15 protein-coding genes are annotated in these 18,055 nt (G+C 59.6%); 9 read left to right on the forward strand and 6 right to left on the reverse strand.

Annotation, left to right across the window (positions count from 1 at the left end):
• Positions 1 to 8: 8 nt before the first annotated feature.
• Positions 9 to 902 carry a DMT family transporter gene (locus NMB39_RS07740; protein WP_162276342.1) on the reverse strand — a complete coding sequence of 298 codons (894 nt, stop codon included), beginning with the start codon at positions 900 to 902 and terminating at the stop codon, positions 9 to 11.
• 160 nt (positions 903 to 1,062) lie between these two features.
• On the opposite strand from NMB39_RS07740, the gene NMB39_RS07745 reads away from it, so the two are divergent.
• Positions 1,063 to 2,487 (forward strand): aminotransferase-like domain-containing protein, encoded by a 1,425-nt coding sequence (locus NMB39_RS07745; protein ID WP_494339443.1) that lies wholly within the window; start codon positions 1,063 to 1,065, stop codon positions 2,485 to 2,487.
• 104 nt (positions 2,488 to 2,591) lie between these two features.
• Here NMB39_RS07745 and ppsR read toward each other — a convergent pair whose 3' ends face one another.
• Positions 2,592 to 3,410, reverse strand: coding sequence for a posphoenolpyruvate synthetase regulatory kinase/phosphorylase PpsR (gene ppsR, locus NMB39_RS07750; RefSeq protein ID WP_003193298.1), 819 nt, complete (start codon positions 3,408 to 3,410; stop codon positions 2,592 to 2,594).
• Positions 3,411 to 3,588: 178 nt separating this feature from the next.
• Here ppsR and ppsA point away from each other — a divergent pair, with 178 nt between their 5' ends.
• From ppsA to NMB39_RS07790, 8 genes are all read left to right on the forward strand, one after another.
• Positions 3,589 to 5,964 carry a phosphoenolpyruvate synthase gene (gene ppsA, locus NMB39_RS07755; protein WP_043047082.1) on the forward strand — a complete coding sequence of 792 codons (2,376 nt, stop codon included), beginning with the start codon at positions 3,589 to 3,591 and terminating at the stop codon, positions 5,962 to 5,964.
• A 106-nt stretch (positions 5,965 to 6,070) separates the two neighbouring features.
• Positions 6,071 to 7,060 carry an alpha/beta fold hydrolase gene (locus NMB39_RS07760; protein ID WP_494339442.1) on the forward strand — a complete coding sequence of 330 codons (990 nt, stop codon included), beginning with the start codon at positions 6,071 to 6,073 and terminating at the stop codon, positions 7,058 to 7,060.
• A 229-nt stretch (positions 7,061 to 7,289) separates the two neighbouring features.
• Positions 7,290 to 7,781 (forward strand): ribonuclease E activity regulator RraA, encoded by a 492-nt coding sequence (rraA, locus tag NMB39_RS07765; RefSeq protein ID WP_046071661.1) that lies wholly within the window; start codon positions 7,290 to 7,292, stop codon positions 7,779 to 7,781.
• A 25-nt stretch (positions 7,782 to 7,806) separates the two neighbouring features.
• Complete coding sequence (locus NMB39_RS07770) at positions 7,807 to 8,802, forward strand: zinc transporter ZntB (RefSeq protein WP_367236349.1); 996 nt, start codon at positions 7,807 to 7,809, stop codon at positions 8,800 to 8,802.
• An 87-nt stretch (positions 8,803 to 8,889) separates the two neighbouring features.
• Positions 8,890 to 9,135, forward strand: a complete 246-nt coding sequence (locus NMB39_RS07775; RefSeq protein ID WP_005790375.1) for a hypothetical protein — start codon at positions 8,890 to 8,892, stop codon at positions 9,133 to 9,135.
• A 2-nt stretch (positions 9,136 to 9,137) separates the two neighbouring features.
• The gene (locus tag NMB39_RS07780; protein ID WP_003193288.1) at positions 9,138 to 9,962 is read left to right on the forward strand and encodes a mechanosensitive ion channel family protein; all 825 of its coding nucleotides are present in this window, start codon (positions 9,138 to 9,140) and stop codon (positions 9,960 to 9,962) included.
• 87 nt (positions 9,963 to 10,049) lie between these two features.
• A complete protein-coding gene (gene sigX, locus NMB39_RS07785) occupies positions 10,050 to 10,640 on the forward strand; it encodes an RNA polymerase sigma factor SigX (RefSeq protein WP_003193286.1) in 591 nt (196 codons plus the stop codon).
• A gap of 107 nt (positions 10,641 to 10,747) precedes the next feature.
• Positions 10,748 to 11,728, forward strand: coding sequence for an OmpA family protein (locus NMB39_RS07790; RefSeq protein ID WP_057023136.1), 981 nt, complete (start codon positions 10,748 to 10,750; stop codon positions 11,726 to 11,728).
• Positions 11,729 to 11,788: 60 nt separating this feature from the next.
• Here NMB39_RS07790 and cobA read toward each other — a convergent pair whose 3' ends face one another.
• Genes cobA through nirB form a run of 4 tightly spaced genes read right to left on the reverse strand, consistent with a single transcriptional unit; the run spans position 11,789 to position 18,017 of the window.
• Positions 11,789 to 12,532: a uroporphyrinogen-III C-methyltransferase gene (gene cobA, locus NMB39_RS07795; protein WP_198718934.1), complete on the reverse strand. Its 744-nt coding sequence runs from the start codon at positions 12,530 to 12,532 to the stop codon at positions 11,789 to 11,791.
• Between the two features lie 9 nt (positions 12,533 to 12,541).
• Entirely contained in the window at positions 12,542 to 15,250 is a 2,709-nt protein-coding gene (locus NMB39_RS07800) for a nitrate reductase (RefSeq protein WP_494339441.1), read from the reverse strand.
• The gene (gene nirD / locus NMB39_RS07805; RefSeq protein ID WP_005790365.1) at positions 15,250 to 15,567 is read right to left on the reverse strand and encodes a nitrite reductase small subunit NirD; all 318 of its coding nucleotides are present in this window, start codon (positions 15,565 to 15,567) and stop codon (positions 15,250 to 15,252) included. The genes NMB39_RS07800 and nirD overlap by 1 nt, the downstream gene beginning before the upstream one ends.
• On the reverse strand, positions 15,564 to 18,017 hold the full coding sequence (gene nirB / locus NMB39_RS07810) for a nitrite reductase large subunit NirB (protein WP_057023133.1): 2,454 nt from the start codon (positions 18,015 to 18,017) through the stop codon (positions 15,564 to 15,566). Before nirB ends, nirD begins: the two co-directional genes overlap by 4 nt.
• Positions 18,018 to 18,055: the final 38 nt, after the last annotated feature.

Consider the following 18,055-nt stretch of genomic DNA (forward strand, 5'->3'; position numbering starts at 1 on the left):
GTTGGGGGTCAATTTTTCTTGGCCAGGAGTTTTTCGATGGGCAACTTGGTAATCGCAAAGCCGGCCAGCAGGATCGCCGAGTACAGCATCAGGTCGCGGGAAATTTCCACGCCTTCGTACCAGGCACCGATGATGACCGCGAACACCGGGAAGATGATGAATACGAACGACAGGATGATCGGGCTCAGGCGCTTGAGCAGCATGAAATACACGATGAACCCGCCTACCGATGCCACCAGTCCCAGGTAGAACAACGCACTCCAGGAACGCAGGGTGATGGCGTTGAAGACCGGTGTTTCAAACCACAGGCCTGCCACGAACAGCATCAGCCCGGCAATGCCGATGGGCAGGGTGTTGTAGGTAATCACGCTGATGGCGCTGCCTTTTTGCTTGGTGATGACATAGCACAAGGCATGCATGATCGCCGCGCTCAGGATGGCCAGTACACCGAAGAACTCGGCGTGGTCCAGGTGCAGGCCCTGGCTCCTGATGATCATGTAGAGGCTGGCGAATCCGATGCCGATGCCGACCACCTGGGAGAAGTAGATGCGCTCACGCAGGAACAGCGCGGAAAAGATCAGGATGAACACCGGCATGCAGCTGAACAGCAGGGCGGTGAGCCCGGACGACACATGCATCTCGCCATAGTTGAGCAGGTAATAAGGAATGCTGAAGTAGGACAGGGTCACGAATACGAAGAACCAGCGACTTTCCCGGGGGAACAGGATCGGCTCGCGCCGCACCAGGGCAAAACACAGGAACAACGGGAAGGCAATCAGGAAACGCAGGCCGGCGGACGTCAGCGGCGGCACGCTCTCCACGGCAATCTTGATGCCCAGCCAGGTGGTGCCCCAGCTCAGGCATACGATGAGGAACATCACGCTGGTCACCAGCCCGGCCAACCACTGTTTTTGCGTTTTTGTTTTTGCAGTGTTTTCGAGAACGGCGGACATTGGCATCGTTTATTGCTTCCCTGAGCCGAAATTGAACTCTATATTGAACTTGTAATGAGGTATGTTTATCGGCGATTGAACCCGTAAAAGCACACTATTAGGGCAAAAGATGACTGTCAAAACAAATATTGACATGGTGTCAATTATGCGTGAGGGGTTGTCCAGCGGGCAGGGCGTGAAGTACAAGCGCTTGTCCGATGTCATGGAGCGGGGCATCCTCGAAGGCTTGATTGAACCGGGACGAAAACTGCCTCCCCATCGGGTGCTTTCCGACAATCTGGGGGTGACCATCGGCACCATCAGCCGCGCCTATGGTGAGCTTGAGCGCCTGGGGTTGGTGGTTGCGCGAGTAGGTAATGGAACCTTCGTGCGCAAGCGTGGGATGGAGCGCCAGCGCGATGAGGGCTTTCGCAATTTCAGCGAGGAGCCGCGCCAATACTTCGACATGAGCCGCAACATGCATATTCCTGGGCAGGAGACGGCGTTTCTCGCCCAGAGCTTCCAAACCCTGTCGACCAACGCCAAGTTTCTTCAGGACATCAGTGCCTACACCCCCGACGCCGGCCTGCCGCGTTACCGTGAAGCCGGTGCACAATGGCTGGTGCAGCGCGATTTCCATCCGATCCCCGAGCAGGTGATCTGCGTCAACGGCGGTCAGCATGGCTTGTTGTGCGCGATGATGGCGTTGCTGCGCGCCGGCGATACGGTGGTCACCGAGCAACTGACGTATCCCGGGCTGATTACCGCTGCGCGCATGCTCGGCATACGGCTGATTGGCCTGGACATGGATGAGGAGGGCGTGCTGCCCACGGCGCTGGACGAGGTCTGTCGTAATCACCGGATTTCGGCGTTGTACTGCACGCCGACTATTCAGAACCCGACGACGGCGGTGTTATCGGTTGCGCGCCGCGAAGCCCTGGCCAAGGTATGCCGCGAACACAACCTGCTGATTCTTGAGGACGAAGCCCACGGCGTGCTGGTGGAAGATCGTCCGCCGCCACTCAGCTATTTCGCGCCCGAGCGTACGATTTTGATCAGTAGCCTGAGCAAGGCGGTGTCGGCAGGCTTGCGGGTTGGCTACGTGCACGCGCCACCGGCACTGGTCAGCCGCATCTCGGCGGCACTGCGCTCGACCTGCTGGATGGCCACGCCAGTGACCCTGGAGCTGGCCACCCAGTGGATTGAAAACGGCACGGCGGAGTATCTGCTGCGCCAACAAATCAACGAAATCAGCCGTCGCAAGACCTTGGTCGAGGATTTATTGACCGGGCTGGCGTATCGCACCCACTTCAACAGCCCGCATTTCTGGATAGAAGTGCCGGAGCCATGGCGTGCGTCGGAAATCGAGGCAGAGCTCAAGCAGAACAATTACCTGATTGCCACCGCCGAGGCGTTTGCCGTGGGCCAGACGGCGGTGCCGCAGTTTATTCGGGCGAGTATCTGCAATACGTCGGGCGATGATCAGTTATTGCGCGAGGGGTTTGATGCGCTGGCGACGGCGTTGGGGCAGGGGGGCGGGCGGTTTCATCTGTAAATCCGCGTTACCGTTCATCGCAGGCAAGCCAGCTCCCACAGGAGAACGCATTCCAACTGTGGGAGCAGGCTTGCCTGCGATAGCGTCAGATCAGGCGACAGAGATTACTTGAAGCGCCGCTCCACCCCCTTCTCCACCAAAATCTTCGCTGAAATCTCTTCCACCGAAAAATGCGTGGAATTGATGTGCGCAATATTCTCGCGACGGAACAGATTTTCTACTTCGCGCACTTCAAACTCACACTGGGCATAGCTGGAATAGCGGCTGTTGGGCTTGCGCTCGTTGCGGATGGCCGTCAGCCGGTCAGGGTCAATCGTGAGGCCGAACAGTTTGTGCGAATGGGCGCGCAGGGCGGCGGGCAACGTCAGGTGCTCCATGTCATCTTCGGTCAGCGGATAGTTGGCCGCACGGATGCCGAATTGCATGGCCATGTACAGGCAGGTCGGGGTCTTGCCGCAGCGCGACACGCCCACCAGGATCAGGTCGGCCTTGTCGTAGTAGTGGGTGCGGGCGCCATCGTCGTTGTCGAGGGCGAAGTTCACCGCCTCGATACGCTCCATATAGTTGGAGTTATGCCCGATGGAGTGGGACTTTCCGACGGAGTACGATGAATGCTCACTCAACTCCTGTTCCAGCGGCGCCAGGAAGGTCGAGAAAATGTCGATCATGAAACCATTCGACGTTGCGAGAATCTCACGAATGTCTTGATTGACGATGGTGTCGAAAATGATCGGACGAAATCCGTCTTTTTCAGCCGCCAGATTGATTTGTTGTACCATGGCCCGCGCTTTATCCACGCTGTCTATATAAGGCCGTGTGAATTTGGCGAAGGTAATGTTTTCGAACTGCGCGAGCAGGCTCTGGCCCAATGTTTCGGCTGTGATGCCGGTGCCGTCGGAGATAAAGAAAGCAGATCGTTTCATTTGAGCCCTGGGCCTTAAGCTGATGGCGAATCTTGGATATGATAGGCGCGATTTTGCCGTCCCGCAGTGGGCCGCATTCTCACTTATTTTCCAGGTCCAGGCCACAAGCGCTGGCGTTAGCTCCTACTGAGCAGCCGGCGTCCTGAGCTTTTCCAACACAGAAAGTGGAGAGATCACCTTGGTAGAGTACGTAGTTTCCCTCGATAAGCTCGGCGTCCATGATGTAGAGCACGTAGGGGGCAAGAACGCATCCCTCGGCGAGATGATCAGTAATCTTGCAGGCGCTGGTGTCTCGGTGCCCGGTGGTTTCGCCACCACGGCCCAGGCTTACCGCGACTTCCTCGAGCTGAGCGGCCTTAACGCCCAGATCCACGCCGCACTGGACGCCCTGGATGTCGACGACGTCAACGCCCTGGCCAAGACCGGCGCCCAGATCCGCCAATGGATCATGGAAGCCGAGTTCCCCGAGAAGCTCAACGAAGAAATCCGTACCGCCTTCGCGACCCTGTCCGCCGGTAACCCGGACATGGCCGTGGCCGTGCGCTCTTCAGCGACCGCCGAAGATTTGCCGGACGCCTCCTTCGCCGGCCAGCAAGAGACCTTCCTGAACATCCGCGGCGTGGAAAACGTGATCCGCGCAGCCAAGGAAGTCTTCGCCTCGCTGTTCAACGATCGGGCGATCTCCTACCGCGTCCACCAGGGTTTCGACCACAAGCTGGTGGCCCTGTCTGCCGGCGTGCAGCGCATGGTGCGTTCGGAAACCGGCACGGCCGGCGTGATGTTCACCCTGGACACCGAATCGGGCTTCCGTGACGTGGTATTTATCACGGGTGCCTACGGCCTGGGCGAAACCGTCGTGCAAGGCGCGGTCAACCCCGACGAATTCTACGTGCACAAGCACACCCTTGAGGCCGGCCGCCCGGCCATCCTGCGCCGTAACCTGGGCAGCAAGGCGATCAAGATGATCTACGGCGACGAGGCCAAGGCCGGTCGCTCGGTGAAAACCGTTGACGTCGACAAGGCCGAGCGCGCACGTTTCTGCCTGACCGACGCTGAAGTCAGCGAGCTGGCCAAACAAGCAATGATCATCGAGAAGCACTACAAGTGCCCGATGGACATCGAGTGGGCCAAGGACGGTGACGACGGCAAGCTGTATATCGTGCAGGCCCGTCCCGAGACCGTGAAGAGCCGCACTTCGGCCAATGTCATGGAACGCTACCTGTTGAAGGAAACCGGCACCGTACTGGTGGAAGGCCGTGCCATCGGCCAGCGCATCGGCGCCGGCAAGGTGCGGATCATCAAGGACGTGTCCGAGATGGACAAGGTCCAGCCCGGCGACGTGCTGGTCTCCGACATGACCGACCCGGACTGGGAACCGGTGATGAAACGTGCCAGCGCCATTGTCACCAACCGTGGCGGGCGCACCTGCCACGCGGCGATCATCGCCCGTGAGCTGGGGATTCCTGCGGTAGTCGGTTGCGGCAACGCCACCCAACTGCTCAAGGACGGCCAGGGTGTGACCGTGTCCTGCGCCGAAGGCGACACTGGCTTCATCTTCGAAGGTGAACTGGGCTTCGATATCAAGCAAAACTCCATCGACGCCATGCCTGACCTGCCGTTCAAGATCATGATGAACGTCGGCAACCCGGATCGCGCCTTCGACTTCGCGCAGTTGCCGAACGCCGGTGTGGGCCTGGCCCGCCTGGAGTTCATCATCAACCGCATGATCGGCGTGCACCCCAAGGCCCTGTTGAACTACGACGGCCTGCCTCTGGACATCAAGGAAAGCGTCGACAAGCGCATTGCCGGCTACAACGACCCGGTAGGCTTCTACGTCGAGAAGCTGGTGGAAGGCATCAGTACCCTGGCGGCGGCGTTCTACCCGAAAAAGGTCATCGTGCGTCTGTCGGACTTCAAGTCCAACGAATACGCCAACCTGATCGGCGGCAAGCTCTACGAGCCGGAAGAAGAAAACCCGATGCTGGGCTTCCGCGGTGCTTCACGCTACATCAGCGAAGCTTTCCGTGACTGCTTCGAGCTCGAGTGCCGTGCACTCAAGCGCGTGCGCAACGAGATGGGCCTGACCAACGTCGAGATCATGGTGCCATTTGTGCGCACCTTGGGCGAAGCGAGCCAGGTGGTCGACCTGCTCGCCGAAAACGGCCTGACCCGTGGCGAGAACGGCCTGCGCGTAATTATGATGTGCGAGTTGCCGTCCAACGCCATCCTCGCCGAAGAGTTCCTGGAGTTCTTCGACGGGTTCTCCATCGGCTCCAACGACCTGACCCAGCTGACCCTGGGCCTGGACCGAGACTCGGGGATCATCGCTCACCTGTTCGACGAGCGTAACCCTGCGGTCAAGAAACTGCTGGCCAATGCCATCCAGGCCTGTAACAAGGCCGGCAAGTACATCGGGATCTGCGGTCAAGGCCCTTCGGACCACCCTGACCTGGCCAAATGGCTGATGGAGCAGGGCATCGAGAGCGTTTCGCTGAACCCCGATTCCGTGCTGGAAACCTGGTTCTTCCTGGCGGAAGGCCAAGCCTCAGCTTAAGGCCGCGATGTCAAAAGTGCCGGTCACTCGTAGAGGGTGGCCGGCATTCTTATCTGTACAGGGCGGAACTCCTTGCGGACGCCGCCCTTTTTTGTGCAAGAGCATTATGCAAAGCAGCAGCAAACTATTTCCTGTCGCCTTGATCAGCGCTGAGCGTCGTGGCGACCTGAGTGAAGATGTGTACCGGCTCAAGCCCGGCAATAGTCCCGACGGCACCGTCGAGCTGGCCGTTACCCGTTTGGGCCTGGCCAATGTCCCTGAAACCCGGGGCACGCCGATTATTTTGTTGCACGGCAGTTTTTCCAATCGACGCTTCTGGTACTCACCCAAGGGTGTCGGCCTGGGTGCTTACCTGGCGCGCCGGGGCTTTGATGTGTGGATTGCGGAAATGCGCGGGCATGGTCTGTCCAGGCGCAACCAGGACTACGCCAGAAACCGTGTTGCTGATTACGCGCGCTACGATTTGCCGGCCATCGGTGCATTTGTGCGTGAGCAAAGCGGGCAAATCCCTCGTTGGATCGGGCATTCCCTCGGTGCCACGACCTTGGCTGCGGCCCTTGGCGGTCAACACCTGGGGGCGTCAATGGTCGCGTCGGTGGCCTTGTTCGGCTGCCAGGTAAGTCGCACCCATTGGCCGTTGAAAATTCCACCGGTGGAGTGGGGCGGTCGTTTTATCCTCAAGCGCCTTGCCCAGGTGTCCGGCCCGCGATTCAAGCGCGGCCCGGAGGACGAGCCGGCCGGTGTGATAATCGAAGCGATGCGCTGGAACGGCCTGTTTGGCCGTTTTGGCGATGCGGAGCGTGATTGGTGGAAGGGCCTGGCAGAGGTCAACGTGCCACTGCTGGCGGTCAGTGCGGCCGGTGATCGTCAAGACCCTGACTGGGCGTGCCGCCAGCTCTTCGAACAAGTCGGCAGCGAGCATCGCCAGTACCTGTGCCTGGGGCGCAAGCAAGGCTTCAGTGAGGATTTCGGGCATGTGCAGATGCTGGTCAGCAAGGCCGCGCAGGCCGAAGTATGGCCATTGGTGGAGCGTTGGTTGCGAGACCCGCTGACACCTTTATTCGGTACGCAGCCCGACATGGCCGCGGCGGTTTGACGAAACGCTCTACCAAGGGCGTTTCACTCTTGAGTGGTTGCGGCTAAGATATGACGCGCCAGGCACTTCTGGTCATATTCAGTCGCGCAACGTGTATTGCGTTGCACCGAGGTGGATCTGATCATGGCCGCCGCTGACCGACACGCACTTAAAGAATGCCTGTCGCGGCGCGTTTTCCTGATGTACAGCGTGGATGTTTGACCTCTTCTTTGACGACAGGAGTTTCTCGATGAACCATTACGTGACCCCCGACCTGTGTGACGCCTACCCGGAGCTGGTGCAGGTAGTGGAACCGATGTTCAGCAACTTCGGTGGCCGAGACTCCTTTGGTGGCGAGATAGTCACCATCAAATGCTTCGAAGATAACTCCCTGGTCAAGGAACAGGCGGACCAGCCTGGCGCCGGCAAAGTCATGGTGGTCGATGGCGGCGGTTCCCTGCGTCGTGCGTTGCTGGGCGACCTGATCGCCGAGAAAGCCGCGAAAAACGGTTGGGAAGGGCTGGTGATCTACGGTTGCATCCGTGATGTCGACGTTATCGCCCAGACCGACCTGGGCGTGCAGGCGCTGGCCTCGCACCCGATGAAAACCGACAAGCGTGGTCTGGGTGACCTGAACGTGGTGGTGACGTTCGCAGGCGTGACGTTCCGCCCGGGCGAGTACATCTATGCCGATAACAACGGCGTGATCGTATCGCCCAGCCCGCTGAAAATGCCTGAATAAACCGCAGTAGCCGATAGGGGTGAGGATGTTCGAGGAAGAGAACGCGCAATGGGGGCTGGTACATGCCCTGGTGCTGGACGGTAGAGGCGGTGCGCGTTCGATTGCCCGGACTGAGCTCGACGATTTGCAAGTGCAGCCCCATGAAAGCCTGTGGCTGCATTGGGATCGCAGCCATCCCCAGACCCAGACCTGGCTACGCAAATCCAGCGGCCTGAGCGAGTTTGCCTGTGACTTGCTGCTGGAAGAGAACACTCGCCCACGGCTGTTGCCGCTGCCGGACGCCGAACTGCTGTTGTTTCTGCGCGGGATCAACCTCAACCCAGGCGCCGAGCCCGAGGACATGGTTTCGGTGCGTATCTTCGCCGCCGCCAACCGTGTGATTTCCCTGCGTTTGCGCCCGCTGCGTGCGACCGATGAGCTGCTGGTGCAATTGGCGGAGGGTAAGGGCCCACGGACTGCGTCTGAACTCATCCTTTATATGGCCCAGTACCTGACCAATAAAGTGCAGGATCTGGTCACGTCCTTGTCTGAAATCGTCGATGCCGAGGAAGAAAAACTCGATGCCGACGAACGGTATACCCCGGAGCACGGCAGTGTCTTGCAGATCCGTCGGCGAGCGGCAGGGCTCAAGCGTTTCCTGGCGCCGCAACGGGATATTTTTGCTCAACTGACGCGAATTAAACTGGCGTGGTTTTGTGACGACGATGCCGACTATTGGAATGAACTGCACAACAGCCTGACCCGTTACCTGGAAGAGCTGGAATTGGCGCGAGAGCGCGTGGGGCTTGTGCTTGAGGCCGAAGATAGGCGCTTGAGCGTGCGCATGAACCGCACCATGTATCGCTTTGGGATCATTACCGGGATCTTCTTGCCGATGAGTTTTCTCACCGGGTTGCTCGGTATAAATGTGGGGGGCATTCCGTTCTCTGCCAGCCCTTATGGATTCATGATTGCCTGCCTGTTGATGGTCTCTGTGGCACTGGGGCAGTGGTGGTTATTTCGACGATTGCGCTGGGTTTGACCTGAATATGAGCTGAACGTAAGAAGGGGCTGATGTGACCCCATGAAATTTACCCTCGTCTTTTAAAACACTTGCGAGAGGTCTCTTATGCACGATCCGTTCGAACAGTCTTTGCGTGACATGCTCAATGCCTCGCCATCCAACCGTGATGACGATGCTTGCCTGGGTCGCGTACTGAAAACCGCCAACCGTCAGGTCGGGGCGGGAGATCTGTTCGGTCTGCTCGGGCGCTGGCTGCCGGCATTGATGATGGCCCTGAACAACGGTTCGGCCCATGTCTCACCGGTTTCCCGTCGTAAACCTCTTGCTCGCACTGCTGATAAGGCTGATTGAATATGGAACTTGATCTCTGGACCCAGAGCCTGGTCACCGCGATGACCGCATTGTGGACCAAGGTTGCGAATTTCATTCCCAACCTTTTTGGTGCCCTGGTCCTGGTATTGCTGGGTTTTGTCGTGGCCAAGTTGCTCGATACCCTGCTGTCCAAGTTGCTGGCGAAACTGGGGCTGGATCGCCTTATGGCCGGCACCGGTCTTACCAAGTTGCTGGGCCGGGCAGGGTTGCAAGTGCCGATTTCGACCCTGATCGGCAAGATCGTCTACTGGTTCGTTCTACTTATTTTTCTGGTTTCTGCGGCTCAGTCCCTTGGACTTGAGCGAGTTTCAGCTACGCTCGACATGCTGGCGCTGTATTTGCCGAAAGTCTTCGGTGGCGCGCTGGTGCTGTTGGTGGGGGTTTTACTGGCGCAACTGGCCAACGGGCTGGTGCGCGGGGCCGCCGAAGGCGTGGGGTTGGACTATGCGGCAGGCCTGGGGCGAATCGCCCAGGGACTGGTGATCATCATCAGTATTTCCGTCGCGATCAGCCAGTTGGAGGTCAAGACTGACCTGCTCAACCACGTGATTGTGATTGTTTTGATTACCGTTGGTCTGGCCGTTGCGCTGGCCATGGGCTTGGGAAGCCGGGAAATTGCCGGCCAGATTCTTGCGGGAATCTATGTGCGTGAGCTGTATCAAGTTGGGCAACAGGTGCGTGTGGGCGAGGTCGAAGGGCAAATCGAGGAGATCGGCACAGTTAAGACAACCGTGCTGACCGATGACGGGGAGCTGGTGTCGCTGTCCAACAGGATTCTCCTTGAGCAGCAGGTCAGTAGCCGCTAATCCGGAAAACCCTGCTAATGTACGCCGCCGCGAACCCGGGTGACCGGGTTGCAACGGACATTGACCTGACTGTCGGCACGACTTGTTTTGAATAAAGCCCAAACGCTGTCCACGCGCTATGACCCACGTGAGCTCTCTGATGAGGAGTTGGTCGCGCGCTCGCACACGGAGCTGTTTCACGTAACACGTGCGTACGAAGAATTGATGCGCAGGTATCAACGCACTCTGTTCAACGTTTGTTCAAGGTATTTGGGGAACGATAGAGATGCGGATGATGTCTGTCAGGAAGTGATGCTCAAGGTGCTCTACGGCCTGAAGAACTTCGAGGGCAAATCGAAGTTCAAGACATGGCTGTACAGCATCACGTACAACGAGTGCATCACGCAGTATCGGAAGGAACGGCGAAAGCGTCGCTTGATGGACGCTTTGAGTCTGGACCCCCTCGAGGAGGCGTCTGAGGAAAAGGCGCCGGCACCCGAGGAGAAGGGCGGACTTGATCGCTGGCTGGTGCATGTGAACCCGATTGACCGAGAGATTCTGGTGCTTCGTTTTGTCGCAGAGCTGGAATTCCAGGAAATCGCTGACATCATGCATATGGGCTTGAGTGCTACAAAAATGCGTTACAAACGTGCTCTTGATAAATTACGTGAGAAATTTGCGGGCGAGACTGAAACTTAGTGCGTAGCAAATATCTCTTACGTGTAGGCAAGTTCTGTTAGACTTGTCGCCGAGTTGTCCCCCGGTTTGTGGGACTGCTTTACAATCACCAGATGGGGATTTAACGGATGAAACTGAAAAACACCTTGGGCTTGGCCATTGGTTCTCTTATTGCCGCTACTTCTTTCGGCGTTCTGGCACAAGGCCAAGGCGCAGTTGAAGGCGAGCTGTTCTACAAGAAGCAGTACAACGATAGCGTCAAGCACATCGAAGACGGCTTCAACCCAGGCGCTCGCATTGGTTACTTCCTGACCGACGATCTGTCGTTGAATCTGTCGTACGACAAGACCAACCACACCCGTTCGAACGACGGCACTGGCAACCAGAAGATCAAAGGTGACACTGGCAGCCTCGTTGCCCAGTACCACTTCGGTCAGGCTGGCGTTGATAGCCTGCGTCCATACGTTGAAGGCGGTTTCGGCCACCAGAGCCGTACCAACGTCAAGGCTGATGGCCACAGCGGTCGCGACCAGACCACTTTCGCTACCATCGGTACCGGCGTGAAGTACTACTTCACCAACAACCTGTACGCACGTGCTGGTGTTGAAGCTGACTACGGTCTGGACAACGGCAAGTGGGACTACTCCGCACTGGTTGGCCTGGGCGTGAACTTCGGCGGTAACGCTGGCGCAGCTGCTCCAGCTCCTACCCCAGCACCAGCTCCAGAGCCAACTCCAGAGCCAGAAGCTCCGGTTGCTCAGGTTGTTCGTGTTGAGCTGGACGTTAAGTTCGACTTCGACAAGTCGGTTGTTAAGCCTAACAGCTACGGCGACGTGAAAAACCTGGCCGACTTCATGGCTCAGTACCCAGACACCAACGTAGAAGTTGCTGGTCACACTGACTCCATCGGTCCAGACGCCTACAACCAGAAGCTGTCCCAGCGTCGTGCTGACGCTGTTAAGCAAGTCCTGGTTAAAGATGGCGTAGCTCCTAGCCGCATCACTTCCGTAGGTTACGGTGAGTCCCGCCCAGTTGCTGACAACGCAACTGAAGCTGGCCGCGCTGTTAACCGTCGCGTAGAAGCTGCTGTTGAAGCCACCGCTAAGTAATTAGCCTGGCTTTACAAAAAAACCCGGCTTAGGCCGGGTTTTTTTCGCCTGCGATTTGCCTCATGCGCTGGCCGCTGCAGCGACACAAGCCGTCTGTGCGGCGGCAGCAACGTGGCCAATCACTAGGATCGCCGGGCTTTTCAATGCGAATGCCTGCGCGTCCTCATGCATCCGCGCCAGCTCGCTGCGGCATTCGCGCTGTTGGGGCAGCGATGCGTTTTCGATCATCGCCACGGGCATATCAGCCGCCATGCCACCTTCCAGTAGTTGCTGACCAATTTCCTCCAGCTTTGCCACTCCCATGTACACCACCAAGGTGGTTCCACCTTCGGCCAGTGCGCGCCAGTTCAGTTGGCTGTCGTCCTGGGTATGGGCGGTGACCAATGTCACGCCGCGACTGACACCGCGCAGCGTGAGCGGAATATCGCAGTTGGTCGCACCCGCGAGCCCTGCTGTGATGCCATTGATCAATTCAACTTCAACGCCGCGCTCGCGCAGCCACAGCGCCTCTTCACCACCGCGACCAAAGATGCACGGGTCGCCGCCCTTGAGCCTCACCACACATTTGCCCTGGCGTGCATAACGCAGCATCAGGCGGTGAATAAAGTCCTGGGGCGTCGAGCGGCAGCCCCCGCGCTTGCCGACAGTAATCACCCGTGCACTGCGACAGTGGTCCAACACGGCCGGGTTGACCAGATCATCAATCAGCACCACATCTGCCTCATGCAGGGCTCTTACCGCCTTGAGGGTCAGCAACTCCGGATCACCCGGCCCGGCGCCTACCAGCCACACTTTTGCGCTCATGTTTTTCCCTCACACACTGATTGCGATTGGCTGCGGGGTGCTGGCCAAAAGACGTTTGATTTCCGGTACGCAGGAGCCGCATTGCGTGCCGCAGCCCAGTTCCTGCTTGAGGCCGTCCAGGTCCAGGCCCTGCGCAATACCCGCGCATACGGCATTTTCACTGACGTTCTTGCAGTTGCATAAAATCTTGCTGCTGGCCGCCGCAGCGCCTGGTGGCGCGCTTAATGGCGCCAGCAGCCAGCGTCGCAGTTGCTCGTCGGCCCGGCCTTCCAGCCATAGGCTTTGCAGCCAGTGGCGGGCCAGGGTTTCGCCGGCCAGGCGCAGGGCAGTAATACGACCTTTCTCGATCTTCACGCGTTTGCCAATTGAACGACGCGGGTCGTCATAGGCCATAACCGGACCGTCGTTCAGGCCCAACAATTGGTCAATGCGGTTCAGCAGCTGCAGGTCGGGTGCCTCGGTATGCGCCGCCCGCACCAGCAGGGCCGGTCTCTCACGTCCGGCCAGGCTCAGGCTCACGTAGGCAAAGCCCTCACACAGCGGGCGCAGGGCGTCGAAGTGTTGCTGCACATCACCCTCGATCAGCGCGAACAGTTGCCACGGCAGTTGCACCGCTTCCAGGCGCACGCCGCTGTGCTTGAGTTCTGGCTGCTTGGACAAGGGATCGAACGCCGGCTGGGTGAGGACGTTCACGCCACCCTTGAGAAAGCGGTCGCCCCAATGCATAGGCAGGAACGCCTGGCCGGGGCGCACGCTGTCATCGCTGCTGACGGCGACGATCACATTGCCTCGACGGCTTTTCAGGTTGACCAGGTCACCTTCTTTGAAACGATGGCGACGCAGTTCGTCCGGGTGCAGGCCCAACAATGCCTCGCTGACATGCCCGAACAACTGCGCGGCCGTGCCTGTGCGGCTCATGCCATGCCACTGGTCACGCAGGCGCCCGGTGATCAGGGTCAGGGGGAAGCGTGCGTCACGCTGTTCCTTAGCGGCGCGGTAAGGGTCGGCGATAAAACGCGCCCGACCATCGTCCGTGGGGAAAATACCGTCGGTGTACAGACGCGGCGTACCCGTCTGCGCGCCTTCGGGAAATGGCCATTGCTGTGGGCCGAGCTGGTCGAGCAGGGCATGGCTGATACCCGACAAGTCCAGGTCCCGGCCTTGGGTCAGCTGCTTGAATTCATCAAACAGCTGCGCCGGCTCTTCAAAGGCGAACAGGCTGGGCGCGCCCGGCCGCAGGCGATGTTCCAGGCGCTGTGCGAAATCCACAGTAATCGCCCAGTCTGCCCGCGCCTCTCCCGGTGGGGCGATGGCGCGACGTACGTGGGAAATACGCCGTTCGGAGTTGGTCACCGTACCGTCCTTTTCGCCCCAACTGGCTGCCGGCAGCAGCAGGTCGGCATAGGCAGCGGTTTCGGTGGTGCGGAACGCCTCCTGCAACACCACGAACGGGCACGCCGCCAAGGCTGCACATACGGCATTCTGGTCCGGCAAGGATTGGGCGGGGTTGGTGCAAGCGATCCACAGGGCCTTGATCTTGCCGGCCTGCACCTGTTCAAACAGTTCGATCGCAGTGAGGCCGGTGAGCGCCGGCAGTTGATCCACGCCCCAATAGCTCGCGACCTCGGCGCGATGTTCAGGGTTGGCCGCCTCACGATGCCCCGGCAGCAGGTTGGACAGGCTGCCGGTCTCGCGCCCACCCATGGCATTCGGTTGTCCAGTCAGGGAAAACGGCCCGCAGCCCGGCCGGCCAATGGTGCCCGTGGCCAGGTGCAGGTTGATCAATGCGCTGTTTTTCGCGCTGCCGGCAGTGGATTGGTTAAGCCCCATGCACCACAGCGACAAAAAGCTACTGGAAGTGCCTATCCACTGGGCGCACAGGCGCAACTGCTCGACACTGATGCCGCACAGCTGCGTGACCATTTGCGGCGTGTAGTCATGCACCAGGCGTTTCAGCTCGGCCAGGCCCTCGGTATGGGCCTGGATAAAGGCGTGGTCGATCCAGCCTTCCCACAGCAGCAGATGCAAGATCCCATGGAACAACGCCACATCCGTCCCCGGCAGGATTGCCAGGTGCAGGTCAGCCAAATCGCAGGTGTCTGTACGCCGAGGGTCAATCACCACCACTTTCATTTGCGGACGTTGCGCCTTGGCTTGCTCCAGGCGTCGGAACAATACCGGGTGGGCGTAGGCCATATTGCTGCCGACGATCATCACGCAGTCGCTGTTTTCCAGGTCTTCATAGCTGCACGGCGGCGCATCGGCGCCCAGGCTGCGCTTGTAGCCGACCACGGCCGAAGACATGCACAGCCGTGAGTTGCTGTCGATATTGTTGGTGCCAACCAAGGCCCGGGCCAATTTGTTGAAGCTGTAGTAATCCTCGGTCAGCAGCTGCCCCGAGACATAGAACGCCACGCTGTCGGGCCCATGTTCGGCGATGGTATCGGCGAACACGGTGGCCGCGTGTTCCAGGGCGGTGCCCCAATCGGTGCGCGTGCGTGCCAAGTCCTTGCCCAGGCGCAACTCCGGGTACAGGGCGCGGGCGCTTAAGTCGCCGGTCAGGTGCAGGCTCGCGCCTTTACTGCACAATTTGCCGAAGTTGGCCGGGTGGCTCGGGTCGCCTTGCACCCCCAGGATCTGTTCGCCGTCATGCTCGATCAGCACGCCGCAGCCCACCCCGCAATAACAGCAGGTGGACGCGGTGATCTGGCGGTTCATCAACCAGCGTCCCGTAGGGCCAGCATCACCCGACCGTTTTCCACCCGGGCCTGGTGATGGTGGGCGCAGCCGATATCCGGGGCCTGGGCTTCGCCGGACGCCAGGTCAATCTGCCAGTTGTGCAGCGGGCAGGCCACGCGCTTGCCGTAGATCAAGCCTTGGGACAGCGGGCCGCCCTTGTGCGGGCAACGGTCGTCGAGGGCGAAGACTTCGTCGTCACTGGTGCGAAAAATCGCGATGTCGCCTTTCGGCCCACTGATGATGCGCGAGCCCAGGGTGTTGATTTCATCCAGGGCGCAGATATCCAGCCAGTTCATAGCGAGACCTCCAGCTGTTTGACAGCGATAACGTCGAATTCCTTTTTCAGCAGCGGCTGTTCCAGACGCTCTTTCCACGGGTCCTGCTCGAATGACAGCGAGAACTGCAGGCGCTCGTTGAGGGCCTTGCGGCGGGCCGGGTCCTCAAGCACCGCCTTCTTGATATGCTCCATGCCAACCCGTTGCAGGTAGTGCACCGTGCGCTCCAGGTAGAAAGCTTCTTCGCGGTACAGCTGCAGGAACGCGCCGTTGTATTCGCGCACCTCTTCGGCGGTTTTCAGCTTGACGAAGAACTCCGCGACTTCGGTCTTGATCCCGCCATTGCCGCCGATGTACATCTCCCAGCCAGAGTCGACGCCGATGATTCCGACATCCTTGATCCCCGCTTCCGAGCAATTGCGTGGGCAGCCGGAGACCGCCAGCTTGACCTTGTGGGGCGACCACATATTGAACAGGTCATGCTCCAGCTCGATGCCCAGTTGCGTGGAGTTCTGCGTGCCGAATCGGCAGAACTCGCTGCCCACGCAGGTTTTCACGGTGCGGATGGACTTGCCGTAGGCGTGGCCTGACGGCATATCCAGGTCCTTCCATACGCCCGGCAAGTCCTGCTTCTTGATGCCGAGCAGGTCGATACGCTGGCCGCCCGTGACCTTGACCATCGGCACGTTGTACTTGTCGGCCACGTCGGCAATTCGGCGCAGCTCCGAGGGGTTGGTCACACCGCCCCACATCCTTGGGACTACCGAGTAGGTGCCGTCTTTCTGAATATTGGCGTGGGCGCGCTCGTTGATCAGCCGCGATTGCGGGTCGTCCTTGGCCTCGCCGGGCCAGGTGGAAATCAGGTAATAGTTGAGGGCCGGGCGGCAGGTGGCGCAGCCATTGGGCGTGCGCCAGTTGAGGTAACGCAGGGTGCTGTCGATGGTCAGCAGGTGCTGCTCGCGGATGGCCTGGCGGATCTGCCCGTGATTGAGATCGCTGCAGCCGCAGATGGCCTTTTCGCTTTTGGGTTTAACGTCGGCGGCACCGCCCACGGTGTTGATCAGGATCTGTTCCACGAGGCCAGCACAGGAGCCGCAGGAACTGGCGGCCTTGGTGTGCTTTTTCACCTCGTCGACGCTGAACAAGCCTTGTTCCTGGATCGCCTTGACGATGGTGCCCTTGCACACGCCGTTGCAGCCACAGACTTCGGCGCTGTCGGCCATGCTCATGGCCTTGTCCTGCCCTTGGTGGCCGACGTCGCCCAGCGCATTCTCACCGAACATCAGGTGATCGCGAATTTCGCCAATGGCGTGGTTCTCGCGAATCTGACGGAAATACCAACCACCATCCGCGGTGTCGCCGTACAGGCAGGCACCGACCAGGATGTCATCCTTGATCACCAGCTTCTTGTACACGCCGCCGATGGGATCGGAGAGGGTGATGGTCTCGGTGCCTTCTGCGCCCATGAAGTCGCCGGCGGAGAACAGGTCGATGCCGGTGACTTTCAACTTGGTCGAGGTGACCGAACCCTTGTAGGTGGCAAAACCCAGCTGGGCCAGATGGTTGGCGCAGACCTTGGCCTGTTCGAACAGGGGCGCCACCAGGCCATAGGCGATGCCGCGATGGCTGGCGCATTCGCCGATGGCGTAGATGCGCGGATCGTAGGTTTGCATCGTGTCATTGACCAGGATCCCACGGTTGCAGGGGATGCCGGATTTTTCCGCGAGTTCGGTATTGGGGCGGATGCCGGCGGCCATCACTACCAGGTCGGCGGGGATCACGTCGCCATTCTTGAACTGCACCGAGCCGACTCGGCCATTGCCGGCGTCGTGCAGGGCCTGGGTCTGTTCGCATAGGCGAAACACCAGGCCACGGCTTTCCAGCTCGGTCTGCAGCAGTTGGCCGCTGGTTTTGTCCAGCTGGCGTTCCAGCAACCATTCGCCCAGGTGCACCACGGTTACATGCATGCCACGCAGCATCAGGCCATTGGCAGCTTCCAGGCCGAGCAGGCCGCCGCCGATCACCACCGCATGCTTGTGGGTCTTGGCGGTGTCGATCATGGCCTGGGTATCGGCGATATCGCGGTAGCCAATCACGCCCTGCAGGGTGTTGCCGGGGATCGGCAGGATAAACGGCGTGGAGCCGGTGGCGATCAGCAGACGATCATATTCGGCCTCAGTACCGTCTTCGGCGATGACTCTGCGCTTGACCCGGTCGATCTGCACCACCTTGCGGTTGAGCAGCAACTTGACGTTGTTGTCCAGGTACCAGTCCAGGTCGTTGAGTACGATCTCTTCGAAGGTTTGCTCACCGGCCAGCACCGGCGACAGCAGGATGCGGTTGTAGTTGGTGTGGGGCTCGGCGCCGAACACGGTGATGTCATAAATGTCGCTGCTGAGCTTGAGCAGTTCTTCCAGGGTACGCACCCCGGCCATGCCGTTGCCGATCATCACCAGCTTGAGTTTTTTCATGTCGCTCTCCGACCAAACACGCGCAAACAAAAAAAGGC

It is taken from the genome of Pseudomonas sp. FBCC-B545 (assembly GCF_059134095.1).

Bases quoted from the DNA above. Each gene is read 5' to 3' on its own strand.
- NMB39_RS07745 (WP_494339443.1), top strand. From the start codon at position 1,063: ATGACTGTCAAAACAAATATTGACATGGTGTCAATTATGCGTGAGGGG.
- ppsR (WP_003193298.1), bottom strand. From the start codon at position 3,410: ATGAAACGATCTGCTTTCTTTATCTCCGACGGCACCGGCATCACAGCC.
- NMB39_RS07760 (WP_494339442.1), top strand. From the start codon at position 6,071: ATGCAAAGCAGCAGCAAACTATTTCCTGTCGCCTTGATCAGCGCTGAG.
- rraA (WP_046071661.1), top strand. From the start codon at position 7,290: ATGAACCATTACGTGACCCCCGACCTGTGTGACGCCTACCCGGAGCTG.
- NMB39_RS07770 (WP_367236349.1), top strand. From the start codon at position 7,807: ATGTTCGAGGAAGAGAACGCGCAATGGGGGCTGGTACATGCCCTGGTG.
- NMB39_RS07775 (WP_005790375.1), top strand. From the start codon at position 8,890: ATGCACGATCCGTTCGAACAGTCTTTGCGTGACATGCTCAATGCCTCG.
- NMB39_RS07780 (WP_003193288.1), top strand. From the start codon at position 9,138: ATGGAACTTGATCTCTGGACCCAGAGCCTGGTCACCGCGATGACCGCA.
- NMB39_RS07790 (WP_057023136.1), top strand. From the start codon at position 10,748: ATGAAACTGAAAAACACCTTGGGCTTGGCCATTGGTTCTCTTATTGCC.
- cobA (WP_198718934.1), bottom strand. From the start codon at position 12,532: ATGAGCGCAAAAGTGTGGCTGGTAGGCGCCGGGCCGGGTGATCCGGAG.
- NMB39_RS07800 (WP_494339441.1), bottom strand. From the start codon at position 15,250: ATGAACCGCCAGATCACCGCGTCCACCTGCTGTTATTGCGGGGTGGGC.
- nirD (WP_005790365.1), bottom strand. From the start codon at position 15,567: ATGAACTGGCTGGATATCTGCGCCCTGGATGAAATCAACACCCTGGGC.
- nirB (WP_057023133.1), bottom strand. From the start codon at position 18,017: ATGAAAAAACTCAAGCTGGTGATGATCGGCAACGGCATGGCCGGGGTG.